The sequence below is a fragment of the Metabacillus rhizolycopersici genome, from assembly GCF_020075705.1.
The window spans coordinates 1-18643 of record NZ_JAIQUM010000034.1 but is presented as its reverse complement, the minus strand read 5'-3'; the positions used below and the strand labels follow the sequence as shown (position 1 = coordinate 18643).

The 18643-nt window shown below is 35.0% G+C and carries 7 protein-coding genes; all 7 read left to right on the top strand.

All coding sequences use genetic code 11. The features are described 5' to 3' along the window. Positions 1–118: 118 nt before the first annotated feature. The 7 genes from K9V48_RS15045 to K9V48_RS15015 all read left to right on the top strand — a co-directional run bounded on the left by K9V48_RS15045 (position 119) and on the right by K9V48_RS15015 (position 17948). On the top strand, positions 119–1159 hold the full coding sequence (locus tag K9V48_RS15045) for a SepM family pheromone-processing serine protease (RefSeq protein ID WP_224139842.1): 1041 nt from the start codon (positions 119–121) through the stop codon (positions 1157–1159). Between the two features lie 302 nt (positions 1160–1461). After that, positions 1462–2238 carry a rhamnogalacturonan acetylesterase gene (locus tag K9V48_RS15040; protein WP_308012585.1) on the top strand — a complete coding sequence of 259 codons (777 nt, stop codon included), beginning with the start codon at positions 1462–1464 and terminating at the stop codon, positions 2236–2238. Positions 2239–2674: 436 nt separating this feature from the next. Beyond that, positions 2675–3367, top strand: a complete 693-nt coding sequence (locus K9V48_RS15035; RefSeq protein WP_224139840.1) for a response regulator transcription factor — start codon at positions 2675–2677, stop codon at positions 3365–3367. Further along, the gene (locus K9V48_RS15030) at positions 3345–5537 is read left to right on the top strand and encodes a HAMP domain-containing sensor histidine kinase (RefSeq protein WP_224139838.1); all 2193 of its coding nucleotides are present in this window, start codon (positions 3345–3347) and stop codon (positions 5535–5537) included. The genes K9V48_RS15035 and K9V48_RS15030 overlap by 23 nt, the downstream gene beginning before the upstream one ends. A gap of 469 nt (positions 5538–6006) precedes the next feature. Continuing rightward, positions 6007–8769 (top strand): phosphoenolpyruvate carboxylase, encoded by a 2763-nt coding sequence (gene ppc, locus K9V48_RS15025; protein WP_224139836.1) that lies wholly within the window; start codon positions 6007–6009, stop codon positions 8767–8769. 624 nt (positions 8770–9393) lie between these two features. Continuing rightward, complete coding sequence (locus K9V48_RS15020) at positions 9394–10497, top strand: 5-methyltetrahydropteroyltriglutamate--homocysteine S-methyltransferase (RefSeq protein WP_224139834.1); 1104 nt, start codon at positions 9394–9396, stop codon at positions 10495–10497. 569 nt (positions 10498–11066) lie between these two features. After that, the gene (locus tag K9V48_RS15015; RefSeq protein WP_224139832.1) at positions 11067–17948 is read left to right on the top strand and encodes a 5'-nucleotidase C-terminal domain-containing protein; all 6882 of its coding nucleotides are present in this window, start codon (positions 11067–11069) and stop codon (positions 17946–17948) included. The last annotated feature ends 695 nt before the right edge of the window (positions 17949–18643 follow it).

Genomic DNA, 18643 nt, shown 5'->3' with positions numbered 1-18643 from the left:
CCTCAAGTTTTAAGAAGTAACTCGCGCTTTATATCAAGTTGTTGAAATTCTATTTTTCATTAAATAAGAATATAATAATATAGTATATTAATACATAAACAAAAGAGGAGATTATCTAGTGATACGAAAATACTATAAATTCTCAATGAAACGGATATTGATCACGATGATATGTTTGATCATTATTGCCTTTATCCCGACACCATTCTATCTTTATCAACCAGGGCCTGTTGAAGCATTAGAGCCGATCATAACGGTGGAAGGTGGACACAGAGATGAAAAAAAAGGAAGCTTTAACCTTACAACGGTACTATCTATAAAAGCTTTTAACCCTTATATATTAGCGTACGGGCTTATTGCGCCTCACACCGATATTATGAAAGGTGATGATGTGAAAGGTGATTTATCTGATGATGAATATACAAAGCTATTAAACTTTATGATGAAGGACTCTCAGCAAAATGCCTTAGTCGCAGGCTTTATAGAAGCAGGTGAACAGGTGGACATTGCCTATCATGGAATTTTCGTAAGTGGCATTCTTCCAGATTCACCGGCAAAAAAAGTACTGAAAGTCGGCGACATCATTACGAGTATTGATGGTGAAAAAATAACGGAAGCACCTAAGTTTATCTCATATATTGAAGAAAATAAAAAAATAGGTGATAGTGCCACACTAACAATCGAACGTGGTGGACAAGAGTTGAAAGAAAATGTTGAAATGATTACTGTAGATGCTTCAACTAATAGGGCTGGTATAGGAATTGTTCCAGAAGAAGAATTCACAGCCACTGTATCAAAAAAAGTAAAAATAAATAGTGAGGATATTGGTGGACCATCAGCTGGCTTAATGTTTTCCCTGGAAATCTACAATCAACTAACTTCAGCCGATTTGACAAAAGGATACAAAATTGCCGGTACTGGTACAATTGATCATAACGGTAACGTAGGTCAAATAGGTGGAATCACTCATAAAGTGACAGCAGCTAATGAAGAAGGGGCAGACATCTTCTTCACACCAAAAGATCTCACTGCTATCGACACGAATGAAAAGGATGTCCTCGCAGAAGTTAAGGGAAATGAATACGACCTTCAAGTAGTACCAGTTGCTTCATTAGAGGAAGCTATTGATTATTTGGAAGATCTAGAAGAGAAACAATAAATTTTACAAAAGTCGGTGAATATTCTCGTAGCTACTTTTTGTAAAAAATTTTAGGAGCCTCCGTGAATTTGGAGGTTTTTTCGTCGTCTCAAATAGATAGAGGCAAATGTGGAAGAGATTGTTCCTCTTAATATGGAAACGGCGTTAATAAAAATTAAATCATCTACATTCTAAAATTTTTTTCGGGAAAACTATGAAGAATTTTTCAAACTTATAGCTATACACAAAACGAAAGAAGAAGGGATGGGTGCAAAATCATTATTAAGAAGAAAAGCAAGTGGAGAGCGATTATTATAGTTTTAATGAGTTTATTGATATTATTCATTTCGACTCCAGTTGCACCTGCGAAACCTATTGAGAAGATGCCTAAAAAACATCTGAGAGTGTTCATAGCTGGAGATTCAACTGTGCAGACATATGATAAGAAATGGGAGCCAAAAGCTGGTTGGGGACAAATGATTTCACAATTTTTCAGCTCGGAAATTATGTTTGAAAATCATGCAATTAGTGGCAGAAGCTCGAAATCGTTTATCAATGAAGGTAGATTAATGAGGATTTTAAGGGTAATGAAACCGAATGATTATCTTCTTATCCAATTTGGACATAATGATGCCAAAAAAAATCGTCCAGAGCTTTATACATCTGTGGGAGATTTTAAAAAATATTTAAAAATATATGTTGATGGGGCACGTCAGCGTGGGGCAACACCTATTTTAATAACACCAATTGGACGAAGAGTTTTTAATGAAGCTACTGGCCAATTCAATGTCAGTTTTCCAGAATATGTCCAAGGGATGAAGGAGGTAGCTACAGAATTAGATGTTCCATTAGTAGATCTCAGTGCCTTAAGCATTGCGTACTATAATAAGATTGGTCCAAAGGGGACACGATCGGTATTTCTACATACAGAACCAGGAGTGTATCCAGCATTCCCAAAAGGTTCACAGGATAATACACATTTTCAAGAATACGGAGCTATCCAAATGGGCAACTTGGTGTCCCGTGCAATACAAAATCTAGATATTCCACTATCTAATTATGTTATAGATGTAGACTACCTATCATCCATTCCCAAATAAGCTAAATAACTACTAGCATGACTGATGAGGGGAATTTGAGGAGTATTCAAATTTTAGTCACAAGAAGTGTTAATCATAAAAAATGACGTGTGAATTAGCACACGTCATTTTATGTTATTTGAAGGACTAAATTTTGCCCGAAATCACTGGCGGTAACGAAAAAGTAATAAACGTGTCCAAAAGGGCAATGCGGGTAACCAAAAACCCTTAACTGTGACCAGAAACTAAGATATCAATTCTTCTGTAATTTGAAAAAGCAACCTAAAACGGAACCCTTTGTAATTAATTTGGAGGTTTATTAGTTTCTTCATAGTAGCCAATTAAATCTTAAGGAATTCTTCATATTTCTCTTACCCTTTAATTAAGAACTACTGCTTATACTAGAAATAATCTTAAAATCCACACATGGTATACTTTGGAAAGGAGGAATGTGTAAATGGATAATTATGTTGTGTTAGTCGTGGATGATGATAAAGAAATCCGAGACGGGATTAAAATATATTTAAAAAATGAAGGAATGACAGTATTAACTGCACGGGATGGCATTGAAGCAACTGAACGATTAAATGAACATGAAGTCCACTTAATTTTATTAGATATTATGATGCCAAGAATGGATGGAATTGCAACAACATTTAAAATACGTGAAAAAAAGAATATCCCAATTATTATTTTAAGTGCAAAAAGTGAAGATACCGATAAGATTTTAGGGTTACAAATTGGTGCTGATGATTATGTGACAAAGCCATTTAATCCATTAGAACTTATTGCCAGAGTGAAATCTCAGCTTAGAAGATATGTGAAATTAGGTCCATTTGAAGGTGGAAACAAACAGATAGATCTAAATGGACTTACGATTGATCAAGCCGCAAAAGAAGTTGCTGTAAATGGTGAAGCTGTAAAATTAACTCCGATTGAATACAGAATCGTTGAATTATTAATGGTGAATGCTGGTCGAGTGTTCTCTATCACTGAAATTTATGAAAAGGTTTGGAAGGAACCTTGCTACAACGCGGATAATACCGTTGCAGTGCATATTCGTAAAATTCGGGAAAAAATTGAAATCGACCCTAAAAATCCAAGATATTTAAAGGTGGTATGGGGAATTGGATACAAAATGGAAAAGTAGAGCCGCGATGATTGTCTGGCTTATTTTATTTACTTATGGAGTGAGTGGTGTATTTGCAGCATTAGTTAATGATAGAGAGTACACAAAGCAAAGCTATTTTAAGACGATTCAATTTGAAGAGAGGGTAAGCCAATTAATTGAATATATCCAGGCATTTGAGGTTTCTTATCAATCTAAAGAAGAAATGAAAAAATCGATTGCGATAACAAATGAAGAAGTAGAAGAATATCGTTATCGATACGGTGATCTTGCCGAGCAAATTACAAGTATTGAACAACAATATGAAGAAAACATTCAAAATGCTCAAGATAGCAATGACAAAAATATTATGGATATATATAGGAATGAAAGAGATACAAAGATAAAAGATATCACAAAAAACTTTGAAAGTGATGAGTATGTCAAGGAGAAAATACTAAAGGAAAAGGAACAACAAATTGATGAATATTACAAGGACTTAGAAACGCATCGTGAAGATTATCTAACATATCAAAAGGTTTTTACATATTATCTTAAGAACATATCAACTGATGAAATATACACTAATCTTCCAAGTAAAGAAAGTCAATCAGTTGATAAGTATATAAATAATAAAACGATGGCATTTATTCGTAGTTATCCAATGGGGAATCATAATTACCTTAACATGTGGGAGCATCAATTCAGCTTAAGTAATGATGAATTTATAACTGATTCTAATGCATTATATGAAGGGAAAATCTCGATTTCTAAAGATGCACCTAAATCAAATTATATAATGGGCGAATATTATGAATATCAGGAACAAAGAAAGTTGTTTTGGATATTTACGATTGGAGCAGTAATAGCTTTAGTAGTAAGCGTGTTGATTGGGAAGAAAATAAGGATTGTTAATAGAATTGCTTCAAGTAAGTGGAAGGCATACTATGATAGAATCCCGTTTGATGTTGCCTTAATTCCTTTTGGAGTAACAGCGGTGATTTCGCTATTTTTGATGCTTGATATATATGATTATTCCATGCTTAGAGAAATGATTAATCTGTTCATTTTATTAATTTTGTTTTTTGGAGTTACTGTCATACAAGGAATCTTAATGTATCCGAGACTAATTTCTTTATTTACTAATAAAGAAATCTGGAAAACCTTATTGATTGCACAATTCGTAAAAATAATTAGAGATGCATTCCTAAATCGAAAAGTAGGAACACAAGTATTTATCATTCTAACATTAGTCTTTCTATTTGGAGTAGGAACCATCCTAATCATCATCGAACCATTATTCCTACTCCTGTATGTACCAGCGTTTTTCATTGTCGTAGTACCATTGTTTTTCCTTATCGTCAAAAGAACAGGCTATTTTAACGAAATAATTAAAAATACCCATGCATTAGCAAATGGACATTTTGAGCCTGATCTAAAAGTTGTCGGAAAATCAGTTTTGGCTAAACTTGCAGAAGATATTAATACAATGAAGCATGGTGTGAAGGTTTCACAAAAAGCGCAGGCAAAAAGCGAAAGGTTAAAAACAGAATTAATAACAAATGTTAGCCATGATTTACGTACGCCATTAACATCGATTATTACGTATTCAGAGCTTTTGAAAAATCATGAAATAACCGAAGATGAACGTAGTACGTATCTTGAAGTGATTGATCGAAAATCAAAACGCTTAAAAGTATTAATTGATGATTTATTTGAAGCATCAAAAATGGCGAGTGGAAACATCGAGTTAATAAAAGTAAAAGTTGATATCGTTCAACTACTACAACAAGCGTTGGCTGAATATAACGAAACGATTCAAGACTCCTCGATACAATTTAGAGTTATAAATCCGGATCAACCAGTCTATGCCATTGTAGATGGCCAAAAGATTTGGCGTGTATTTGATAACTTAATTGGAAACATCCTTAAATATTCCTTAGAAAACACAAGGGCATATATTAATGTCAAAGTGGAAAAAGAACATGTGATGATTACGTTTAAAAACATCTCAAAATATGAGCTAAATGATGATGTTGATGAGTTATTCGATCGATTTAAGCGCGGTGACGAATCACGTAATACGGATGGATCTGGCCTGGGTCTAGCGATTGCTAAATCAATTATTGATTTGCATGAAGGGGCTTTGGATATTGATGTTGATGGTGATTTGTTTAAAGTTACCCTAAAGTTAGAATTATCGAATAGATAAGAGAAAAGACCCTCCTTTTTTAAGTAGGGTCTTTATCCCGTTTCACAGTGCAGTCATATCCATGCGGATTCAAATCACGATTTTGAAAATGAAATAATAATGTTAGCTTTTCTGTAAAAAGGCTCCTTCAAAATTAATTTAGTGAGTTGAATCACGATTTTTCAACGAATATTTTACTGGTTAAAAAAGATAATAAAATTAGATGGAAATCTAATTAGTTATAAATAGAATCGATACTTTTTATTATTTTAAAATTGCTAGCAGGACTGTTTAGTTTCCAATTCATTTACATTTCGCGTTAAAATGTAAAAAAACATGCTTATTAGATGTCTAATTTAGATCAATTCCGTAGAATTCATCTCATGTTGATATCATTAATACGTTTTTTGCTGATTTTCTCTCTAGAAAATGTTATGATAGAATTATCTTAATATTTACCAGAATAACAAAATTTGAGGGAAGTGAATCTATGACAACAAGTATTGATACAAATAGTAGCAGTCTCCCATTACGTCGTGATATAAAAACACTAGGTCATATTCTTGGTGAAATCCTTGTTCATCATGGTGGAATGCAGCTTCTAGAAAAAGTTGAAAAGTTAAGAGTGATGGCGATAACTCTTCGAAAAAATGATGATAAAGATATCTATAATGAATTAAAAGAAGAAATTGTGAATTTAGATCCACCGATGCGTAAGCAAGTTATTCGCGCCTTTTCAATTTACTTTCATCTAATCAATGCCGCAGAATTAAATCATCGCATCCGCAGACGCCGAGAATATCAGCTTCAAGATGATCATGTCGTACAGAAGGCCTCAATCGAAAGTGCAATTTTATCCTTGAAAGAAAATAAAATTGATGAGGCGACAATTCAAAATGTTCTAAATACGATATCGCTAGAGTTAGTTATTACTGCCCATCCAACGGAAGCGACGAAGCGTTCAGTAATCGAAATCCAAAAGCGTATCGCAACTATTTTGAAAAACTTAGATAACACTACGTTGACAAAAAAGGAACGCAAAAAACTGGAGGATAGTTTATTAAATGAAGTAACGATTCTATGGCAAACTGAAGAGTTACGTGAAAGAAAACCGACAGTTATTGATGAAGTACGTAACGGACTTTATTATTTTGATCAAACCTTTTTTGATGTCCTTCCAGATATCCATCAAGATCTTGAAGAAGGTCTTACAGAGCAATTTCCAAAGCATAAGTGGGAAGTTCCTAATTTCCTACATTTTGGTTCGTGGATTGGTGGGGACCGCGACGGGAACCCAAATGTAACTCCTGAAGTCACTTGGGAGACCTTAATACGACAACGTGAATTAGCGATAAAAAAATACAAAGAAGCACTAGTCGAATTGATGAAACGCTTCAGTCACTCGACAACACGTGCAAAGGTTAGTGAAGAGCTAATTGCAAATGTTGAAAATGATGAAAAAACGTACCTAAAAATAGAAAAGCGTTGGCCAGTTGAAACGGAAGTATATCGTCGCAAAATCGCTATTATTATAAAACGTCTTAAAGAAGTAGGTAATTCAGAAATTGGGTATCAATCAGCTAACGAATTACTGGATGATCTTTTATTAATTCATCAAAGTGTAAACAATCATCAGCCGGCAGATCGTGAACTAAAAATGCTTAACAAATTAATTCGACAAGTTCAATTATTTGGCTTCCATTTAGCTACACTTGATATTCGGAATCATAGTGGAGAGCATGAAGCGGCGATTACAGAAATTTTACGTAAAGTGAAAGTAACGGATGATTATGCAGCACTTTCTGAAGATGAAAAAATGAAGACATTAGAAAACGTGTTGATGGACCCTCGTCCAGTTTTATTATTAAATGAGGATTATTCAAAAGAAACTCAAGAAATGATCAAAGTCTTTACAATGATCAAAGAAGCACATGAAACTTTCGGTAAAAAATCAATTCTTGTGTATCTAGTAAGTATGACTCAATCTGCAAGTGATTTACTTGAAGTATTGGTGCTAGCGAAGGAAGCTGGTATTTACAGACTTCATGCGGATGGAACCGTTGAAAGTCATTTAAATGTGGCTCCGCTTCTTGAAACAGTAGATGATTTAATCGCAGGTCCAAACATTATGGAAACATTATTTAATTTGGATGTTTACCGTAATCACTTGAAAATACATGGAGATTCTCAAGAAATCATGCTTGGCTACTCTGATGGTAGTAAAGATGGTGGAACTCTAACGGCAAATTGGAAGCTTTATAAAGCACAGCTTGAAATCCATGACATGGCAAAACGCCATAACATCGGATTGAAGTTTTTCCATGGTAGAGGTGGTTCTTTAGGACGTGGAGGCGGTCCATTAAATCGAAGCATTCTTTCACAACCAAGAGAAACACTTGGAGATGGAGTAAAGATTACAGAGCAGGGGGAAGTCTTGTCTTCTCGTTACTTGCTTGAAGATATTGCTTACCGTAGTCTTGAGCAAGCAACCTCAACATTAATTGAGGCTTCTGTTAACTTATCAGAGGAATCAGAGCAGCAACACTTGCGTGAAAAAGCATGGGAAGAAGCAATGGAAGAGATCTCAGATATTTCTCTTAAAAAATATCAATCTCTCGTGTTCGAGGATCCTGACTTTTTAACGTATTTTACAGAAGCAACACCTTTGAACGAGGTCGGAGAATTAAATATTGGTTCACGTCCTTCTAAACGTAAAAATCGTAATCGCTTTGAGGACTTACGTGCGATTCCATGGGTTTTTGCGTGGACACAAAGTCGCCAGCTAATACCAGCATGGTACGCAGCGGGTTCAGGCTTAGAAAGCTTTGCTTCAAAAGGTGAGGAGAACCTTAAGTTATTACAACGTATGTACGAAGAATGGCCATTCTTCCGTTCGACAATTGATAATCTGCAAATGGCACTAATGAAAGCAGACATTACGACTGCTAAGGAATACACATCTCTTGTACATGACAAAGAAATTGCAGATCGTATTTTTGGAAATATCGTTGAAGAATATGAAAAGACTAAAGCGGTTCTACTTAAAATTTCTGATGATGAGGAATTATTGGATCATACACCAAATATCAAGGAATCTGTTCATCGCAGAAATCCTTATGTAGACCCATTAAACTTTTTACAAGTTGAACTAATTAAGGAACTTCGAGAACAAGAAGAACCTAATGAAGAGTTATTAACGGAAGTATTATTAACAATTAGCGGTATTGCAGCTGGTTTACGTAATACAGGTTGATAATTTACATAACAAAAGGGCTGTCGAATGAATCGTCGGCCTTTTTGTTATGTGAAAAAAGAGGATTCAAATAAAATTGTTCTGAAAGATAATAGTGGTGAGATTAATATGCACACTAAGGAGATCACATTAGGATTAATGGTGGAATCGATAACAAGTTAGATCAAAAATCATTAAAATAGCTTGCGTTAATATGCTAGATAATGGGATAATAATCAATTATATAGAATTAACTTAATAGTTAGAGATTTTAATCTAATTCTTAACGAAAGTAAAATCCTAACCTAAGAATTAGAAGAAACAAAGAAGATAGATGGGAGATTATTGCCCTTAAAGATTGAGGGAAGTCTCGTTTTGTAATGATTTGTAGAATTCATTCGAACCAAGCGTTTTGAAATTTTGGAATTTTACAAATGATGATTCAAAACATAGTATACATATTAACTTGGTGAGTACTAGGATGAGACTGTTTTTTAAAGGATAAGTATAAATTTTTTGACTTAGTTTTCGTGTCCAGCGCAAGCGTCCGGCCCCTCGAGGTCAAAAGCGTCTTATTTGCCCGAGGCTGAACAAGGCGCTTGTGCTTTTCTTATTTTTTATTTAGCAGAAGAGGGGTTTAATTAATTGACTATAACAAAAATCAAAGCACCATTTAGAGCAGATCAAGTAGGAAGTTTTTTAAGACCGGAACGTTTAAAAGAGGCAAGATTACAAAAGCAAAATGGGGAAATTACTGCTGAACAGTTACGTTCCATTGAAGATGAAGAAATTATCCGTCTAGTTAAAAAGCAAAAGGAAGTTGGTTTACGTGCAGTAACAGATGGTGAATTAAGACGCGCTTGGTGGCATTTTGATTTTCTTGGCGGACTTGTCGGAGTAGAGTTTTACGAAACAGATAGTGGCCTTCAATTCCATGGAGTAGAAACGCGAGCACATGGTGTAAAAGTAACTGGGAAAATTGATTTTGATCAACATCCATTCTTAGAGGATTACAAATTCCTTCATTCAATTGCGGGAGATCATGTTGCTAAGTTTACGATACCAAGCCCGAATATGTTGGTTGCAAGAGCTCAAGTGGATCAAAAGGTGTACCCAAATCAAGAAAGTTTAATTGACGATTTAATTCGCGCTTATCAAAAAGCGATTAAAGCATTTTACGATGAAGGATGTCGTTATTTACAATTAGATGATACATCATGGGCAGCGTTATTCTCTGAAGAAAGTAGAGAGAAACTAGAGAAGAATGGACAAGACCCTGAAAAATTAGCTGCATTATATGCTAGAGTTATTAATGAGTCGATTATGAATAAACCCGAAGATATGGTCATTACGATGCATATTTGTAGAGGTAACTTCAAATCTACTTATACTTCTAGTGGTGGATACGATTATGCATCGGAAATTATTTTTGGTGGTTTAAACGTAGACGGATTATTCCTTGAGTTTGATGATGAACGCTCAGGAGGATTTGAATCATTACGTCATGTCAATCGAAGTAATCTTCAAATCGTCCTAGGTTTAATTACATCAAAATTTGGTGATCTAGAAAATCCGGAAAATGTAAAGGCAAGAATTGAAGAAGCAAATAAGTATATTAGTTTAGATCAAATTTGCTTAAGTCCACAATGCGGATTTTCTTCCACAGAAGAAGGAAATCTTTTAACCGAGGAGCAGCAATGGGATAAAGTACGTCATGTAATTGAGATTGCAAATGACGTTTGGAAATAATCAGTGTGATAAGAAAGAGGATGCCGTTATTCGGTATCCTCTTTTTATATGTGTTTAGGAAATGAAAAAATTCCTGGTTGGCTTATTTGCCCAAGGCTGATCAAGGAGCTTACGCTTTTGTTCTTGGAAGATTAACTTTAGAAGTAGATGTCGAAATTTGCTGAATGATAGATAAATTCAAAAAGTTGATAGATTAACACTTAAAGTTGATAGATTATCATCTAATATCGAGGAAATCTCCATCATCACCAAAATTCTTGTCCTGTGGATAAGCGCACGGCATCCAGCGCTTGCGCTTTTGTTCTTCAACAAACACACAATAAAGATATCGTTATTTATTCTTATCGAAAGATAAATCTTTAGGTTGATAGATTTAAATGAAACTAAGGCTTTTTCCGTGAGTGTTTATTGACGGTGGAATGTTTTTTAATGAAATAGAAGGATGGAAATGACAATATCCTACAAATATTTACGAATGCCCTCTGAATTTTACATAATATTAACAATTACTAAACATTCACTTAGTAAGATTAGAATTGTGATAAAAAACAAAATAGGGAGGAAATGAAATGTCATTTAAAACGAAACATGTTAAAAAAGCATTAATCGTTTTTGTTGCTTTTTTAATAATGACTACACCGGTCTTGACGGGTATTGGACCAGTAGGAAAAGCAGCTGAATTACAGGCTGAAGAGTTGTTTTTTTCTGAATATATAGAAGGGGGAGGCAACAATAAAGCGATTGAAATCTATAATGGGACCGGAAATCCTATAGATTTAAGTGGCTATACTGTTGAGCTTTACAGCAATGGAAAGTTAGAAGCCGGAAATAGTTTGACATTAGAAGGCACTCTTAATAGCAATGATGTTTATGTCATTGCACATTCTCAAGCTGTGGAAACAATAAAAGGACAAGCAGATTCAATGAGCGCTGTTGCTAATTTTAATGGAGATGATGCGCTTGTTTTAAAGAAAAACAACGTTATTATTGATGTTATTCATACGGTGGGTTCTACTGATAACATCCTTGTAGATTTGACCCTAGTTAGAAAATCTACTATTACAAAAGGTAGCCAATCTTTTAATCTTGGAGATTGGGAGGTACTACCAAAAGATACATTTACAAACATTGGATCTCATCAAATGGATGGACAAGTTATTGAAGAGCCCCCAGTTGATGAACCGCCAGCAGAAGTAGAAGTGAAAGAAATACAGGAGATTCGTAATACGAGTAATATAGATGTTGCTGTTGAAGGTATTGTAACAGCGATTTTCGTTGCTGGTGGACAGGCGAATGTTTACATACAAGACAGTACTGCTGGAATTATTGTAAGAGCAGCAGGACTTGATAGCAAAGTAAGCATTGGGGATAAAATTAAAGCTGTAGGTAAAACGACTCAATATTATGATATGGCACAAATTACTGCAACAGCTGATACAGTAACTGTAGTGGAGAAGAACGCTGGAGCTCCATCACCTCAAGTGATTACTTCAACTGATTTAACAGAAGTTGTTGAAGGAAAACTTGTAACTGTAAAAAATATTTTCATAGAGTCAGTCAATAGCTATGGCGAGCATACTGCTAGTGATGAAAAAGGATCATTTTTAATTGATTCTGATTTAGTGAAAGTTGGGAAAAGTTATGACCAAGTTACAGGAGTTGTAGAATATAGCTTTAACACATATAGATTAATTCCAAGAAATGCATCAGATGTCATGGAAGACAGTAGCAAAGTTGCATCCATCTTTGCAAATCCTGAAGCGGGCATAGTTGCTGAGGGAACAAAGGTAGAACTTACTACTGCAACTGAAAATGCAACAATTCATTACACAACAGATGGTACTGAACCAACTGTATCTTCAAGAGTATATGAACAACCTATTGATATTACCGAAAAAGTTACAATCAAAGCTATTGCTGTTAAAGATGGTTTAGAAAACAGTGATGTCGCAACGTTCTTATATGAAATAGGTAAAAATCTAGATAAATTAGAGATTCATGACATTCAAGGAGAAAGTCATACATCACCTTATAAAGATAAAACAGTTGCAAATATTGATGGAATTGTTACTCATGTTGATGGTTCTAATGTGTATATTCAAGAACCAAACCCAGATGACAATCTTAAAACATCTGAAGGACTACTCGTTTATAAGAAAAATCATGGTGTAAAAGTAGGAGACCACATTAACGTTGCCGGTCAAGTAAAAGAGTATTACCTAGACGGCTATGCTGAAAAAGCAACAACTGATTTAACATTTACAGAAATTAATGCGACAAGCGCCGAAGTCTTATCAAGTGGTAATGAACTTCCAGCTGCAATTATTTTAGGAAAAGACGGGCGAGTTATTCCATCTCAAATCATTGAGAATGACTCATTCAGTGAGTTTGACCCTGAAGAAGATGGGCTTGACTTTTACGAGAGTTTAGAAGGAATGCGTGTGCAATTGGACAACCCTACTGTGGTCGGTCCGCAGGAATATGGTGATGTAGCAGTAGTTGTAGATAGTGGTACAGTACAATTTAAAACACAAATTGGTGGCTATAAATTAACAAAGAATGATCCTAATCCCGAAATCCTTTATGTTCAAGCAGGAGAGAAATATGTAGCGAAAGTCGGAGATACGTTTGATGGCTCGATTACAGGTGTATTAAGCTACGACTTTGGAACATATAAAGTATATCGCGATACATCTAAAAATCTTCCTAGTTTAATAGATGGAGGAGTAACACCGGAAAAATCAACGATTACGAAAGATAAAGAAAAGCTATCTGTAGCAACTTATAATATTGAAAACTTTTCAGCTAAAACAGATGCTTCAAAAGTAGAAAAAATTGCAAAATCAATTATCGAAAACCTAAACACTCCTGACATCCTAGGGTTGGTAGAAGTTCAAGATAATGATGGTGGGACAGATAGCGGTACGACCAGTGCTGATGATTCATACAAAGTCCTAGTTGATAAAATTAAAGAACTCGGCGGACCAAGCTATGAGTTTACAGACATTGCACCAGAAGATAAACAAGATGGCGGTGCGCCAGGTGGTAATATTCGTGTAGGTTATCTATATAACCCAGAACGTGTGTCATTAGTAGAAGGAGAAAAAGGTTCTTCGACAGAGGCAGTAGATTATGAGAATGGAAGTTTAACATTAAACCCAGGCCGTATTTCACCTGATCAATTTCCTAACACACGTAAATCATTAGCCGCAGAATTTGAATTTAATGGGGAAAAAGTAATTGTAATCAATAACCATCTTAATTCAAAAACAGGAGATTCTCCATTATTTGGACAATCACAACCACCTGTCTTAGGTAGTGAAGAAGAACGAATCAAAATTGCATCAGAAATTAATAGGTTTGTTAAAGGAATTATGACTGAAAATAACGATGCAAATATTATCGTTCTTGGAGATATGAATGATTTTGAATTTTCAAAACCACTTGAAGCTTTAAAAGGCACGGAACTTGTAAATATGATTGATCAATTGCCTGAAGAAGAACGTTGGACATACAATTACCGAGGGAATTCTCAAACTCTTGATCACATTTTAGTAAATAACCGTCTTGCTGCGGCAACAGAAGTAGATATTGTAAACATTAACTCCGCATTTATGGAGGAACATGGAAGAGCTAGTGACCATGATCCAGTATTAATTCAAGTTAATTTACCAACTGCTGATGAAACGGGAGAAAAAGCAATTAATATTTTGCATACAAATGATTCTCATGCACGCGTTTTTGAAGGTCCGAATGATGGAATTGGTTTTGCGAAATTATCAACATTGATCAAACAGCTTGAAGATGAAAATGAACATACACTTGTTTTAGATGCTGGCGATACATTCCATGGTACAACATTCGCTACATTGGAACGAGGTAGTAGCATTGTTAGCATTATGAATGAAATTGGCTATGATAGTATGACGGCTGGTAACCATGATTTTAACTATGGATACAATCGTTTACTTGAATTAGAAGAAATGGCTGATTTCCCAATTTTAAGTGCGAACGTCATCTATGAAGACACAGGAGAATTAGTACTTGATCCGTATGTTATAAAAGAAGTAAATGGAGTGAAAATTGGAATATTTGGATTAGCAACACCAGAAACACATTTCAAAACACATCCTAAAAATGTAGAGGGATTAAAATTCACAGATCCTGTAGAAGCTGCTAAAAAAATGGTTAAGGAGCTTGAGTCTCAAAATGTTGATGCAATCGTTGCATTAACACATTTAGGTACAGATGAATCAAGTACAGATACAAGCTTAAAAGTAGCACAAAATGCACCTGGAATTGATTTGATTGTTGATGGTCATAGTCATACGGTTGATGATATTGAAAACAGTGGCACTTTAGTTGTAAGTGCAGGAGAATATTTGAAAAATCTTGGTGTTGTTGAATTAACTTTTGATGAAAATAATGAGTTAATTGGTAGAGAGGCAACACGTATTACAAAAGAAGAAATGACTGATATTGTCCCAGATCCAGAAGTAGAAGCAGTTATGAAAGCAATCGAAGATGGACAGAAGGAAATTCTAGCAGAAGAAATTGGAACAACGAATGTTAAGCTTGACGGAGAACGTGCGCAGGTCCGTGCAGGAGAAACTAATCTAGGAAACTTAATTGCAGATACTATGATAGAGGTTACTGGTGCAGATGTTTCATTAGAAAATGGTGGTGGAATTCGTGCATCAATTGATGCTGGTGTCATTACGAAAGGTGAAGTGATCACGGTACTACCATACGGAAACTATATTCAAACACAAGAAGTACCAGGTTCAGCATTAAAAAAAGCACTAGAAAATGGAGTTACCGATTATCCAGAAGTGAAGGGTGCATTCCCGCATGTTGGAGGAATGACATTCGCAATTGATCCATCAAAACCAGCAGGTGAACGCGTTCATTCGATGAAAATCAACGGTGAACCAATTGATATGAATGCAACGTACACATTAGCAACTAACGATTTTCTTGCGGCTGGTGGAGATGAGTATACAGTTCTTGCGAATTACCCAGTAACAGGAGACTACCAAGCACTTGATGAAGCTGTGATCGATTACATTAAAAAACGCGGTACAATCGAACCGAAAGTAGAAGGGCGTATTGTTGCGGCACCTACTCCTGTAGAACCAAAAACAATCAACATCCTACACACAAATGATGTTCATGCCCGTTACAATACGGACAATGGTGGAATGGGCTATGCGAAATTAGCTACTTTAGTAGATCAATACAGAGCAGAAAACGAACACACTCTTTTACTTGATATGGGAGATACATTCCACGGTACAACTTTTGCAACATTAGAAAAAGGTAGTAGCATCATAGAAATCATGAACAAAATTGGTTATGATGGCATGACTTTAGGTAACCATGATTTCAACTATGGTTATAAGCGTATTTTTGAATTAGAAGAAATCGCTGACTTCCCAGTACTAAGTGCAAACATTATTTATGAGGAAACAGGCGAATTAGTTTATGAACCTTATACAATCAAAGAAGTGAATGGTGTGGAAATCGGGATGTTTGGCTTATCGACTCCAGAAACAGATTTCAAAACACATCCTAAAAATGTCGAGGGTTTAACATTCACAGATCCTGTAGAAGCAGCTAATGAAATGGTTGAAGAACTTGAGGCTCAAGGTGTTGATGCGATTATCGCATTATCACATTTAGGAACAGACGCATCAAGCCAAGATACAAGCTTTGACGTTGCTGAAGGTGTTTCAGGTATTGATCTAATCATCGATGGTCATAGCCATACAGTTGATGAAATCGAATTAAACGACACATTAATCGTCAGCACTGGAGAATATTTAGAAAATCTAGGTAGTGTTGCATTAACTTTTGATGAAAATGACGAATTAATTAATCGTGATGCAACACTAATTTCAACTGAAGAAACAGCTGAGATTGAACCAGATCAAGAAGTTGCTGCGTTAATTAATAATTTAGAAGCAGAACAAGAAGTAATTTTAGCTGAAGAAATTGGGGAAACAAATGTACACCTTGATGGAGAACGTGCGCAAGTTCGTACGGGAGAAACAAATCTAGGAAACTTAATTACTGATGCAATGTTAGAAACTACAGGTGCTGATATTGCTTTAACAAATGGTGGCGGAATTCGTGCTTCAATTGACAAAGGCATTATTACAAAAGGTGAAGTTATTACAGTACTTCCATTCGGTAACTACATCCAAACTTTAGAAGTACCAGGATTTGCATTAAAAGAAGCGTTAGAAATGGGAGTAAACAGTTATCCAGAAGCAAAAGGAGCATTCCCGCATATTGCTGGATTTACATTTGCGATTGATGTATCAAAACCAGTTGGTGAACGAATTCATTCGATGAAAATTAACGGTGAACCAATGGATTTGGATGCAACATACACATTAGCTACAAATGATTTCCTTGCAGCTGGTGGAGATGAGTATACTGCACTTGCAGCATTCCCAGTTACAGGAGACTTCTCAGCATTAGATGAAGCGGTGATGGATTATATTAAACAACGTGGAACAATTGAACCAACTGTTGAAGGGCGTATTATTGCAGCTGCTACTCCTATAGAAGAACCAGACGATAACAACGATGATGACGACAATGGAAACAATGGAAACAACGGAAACAACGGAAACAACGGAAACAACGGAAACAATGGAAACAATGGAAATAACGGAAACAATGGAAACAATGGAAACAATGGAAACAATGGAAACAATGGAAACAACGGAAACAATGGAAATAACGGAAACACTGATCAACAAGTAAATACAAAGAAAATCATAGTAAAAGTGAAAGATGGAAAGGTTTCGATAAAAACTGAAGATCTTAATAAAATAGTGGCTAATGGTACACTTGTCATTGATGTTGGAAATGCAAATGTATTCGAACTAATACTTACAAGTGAACAAATTGCTATGGCTAAGGAAAAAGGTCTTGCTTTCCAGATTGAAAACAAAGATATGCAACTTACAATACCTTCTGATAATTTACCTGATGGTGATGTGGAAATTCATATCGAACGTATGAAAGATATAAAGAATGCTAAAAGTGCAGTATACGATTTTACAATTACATCTGATGGGGTTGAATATCATCAATTTGACCATACTATGACAATGTCATTTAATGTAACTAGTGAAGTTGAAGATGAAAATAATGTAAAAGTATACTATTACAATGTTAATGGCAGGAAATGGGAATTGATTGGTGGGGCTTATAAAGATGGCATCGTAACGGCATCTACAAACCACTTTAGTTCTTATGCAGTATTTGAAATTTCTACAAATGATGAAATTGATGCTATTTCTTCACCTGAAAAGGGATATACTTTACCAAATACTGCTACAGATTCATATAATTTATTAATGCTTGGGGCAATAGTATTAACTCTAGGTGGAGTAATTACTCTTATCCTAGCTAAAAGACGAAAAGAACAAAATTAAATACAATAAAATAAGAAATTCTTTTAAAGAAAATTAGTGTCAAGGAATCCTTGGCACTAATTTTTTTATCATTTATGAAGAAGGTACTACGCTTATTTCGATCTTTTTACACACTTAAATAAGTTATTATTACATTGCATAAAAGAAATTAGTTGTTTGAAATTTTTTTAAAGTTCAATATCATCTGGCTTGATAAAAACTGGAGTTTTCATCAGCTGAAACAAATGAAAATCCCCAATTTTGACAGTGAAATGACACCAAAAATTCTCAAACGTATTGTCACTGATCGTTCCATAAGATTGAACTGAACATAAAGGAAGCAAATAAAGTTCACCAGGTTTAGGATATAGGATAAAAGGTCTCATCGTTCACTTTGACGTATCCTTCACCTTCCATGATTTTGGGACTTTTGTATAAGCAGCTATTGAAACATCCAACTGCGCATTAGCGAGATATTTTCCCAAAGATCTATCTTTTTGAGTCGCCATATGTTTCTATTACATTCTTTCTATTATCCTTGGTTGCATAGAAAAAAACGAATAAGGGACATATAGATGTCCCTTATTCGCATACTGTTGAAAAACAAAATTGTCTATGGACAAAATGCGAAAATCTCGATAAAATCCCTCGTAAATCAAATGAAAACGAGGGATTTTTGTATGTATTTCACCTATTCAAATGTAGAGATTGAAGAA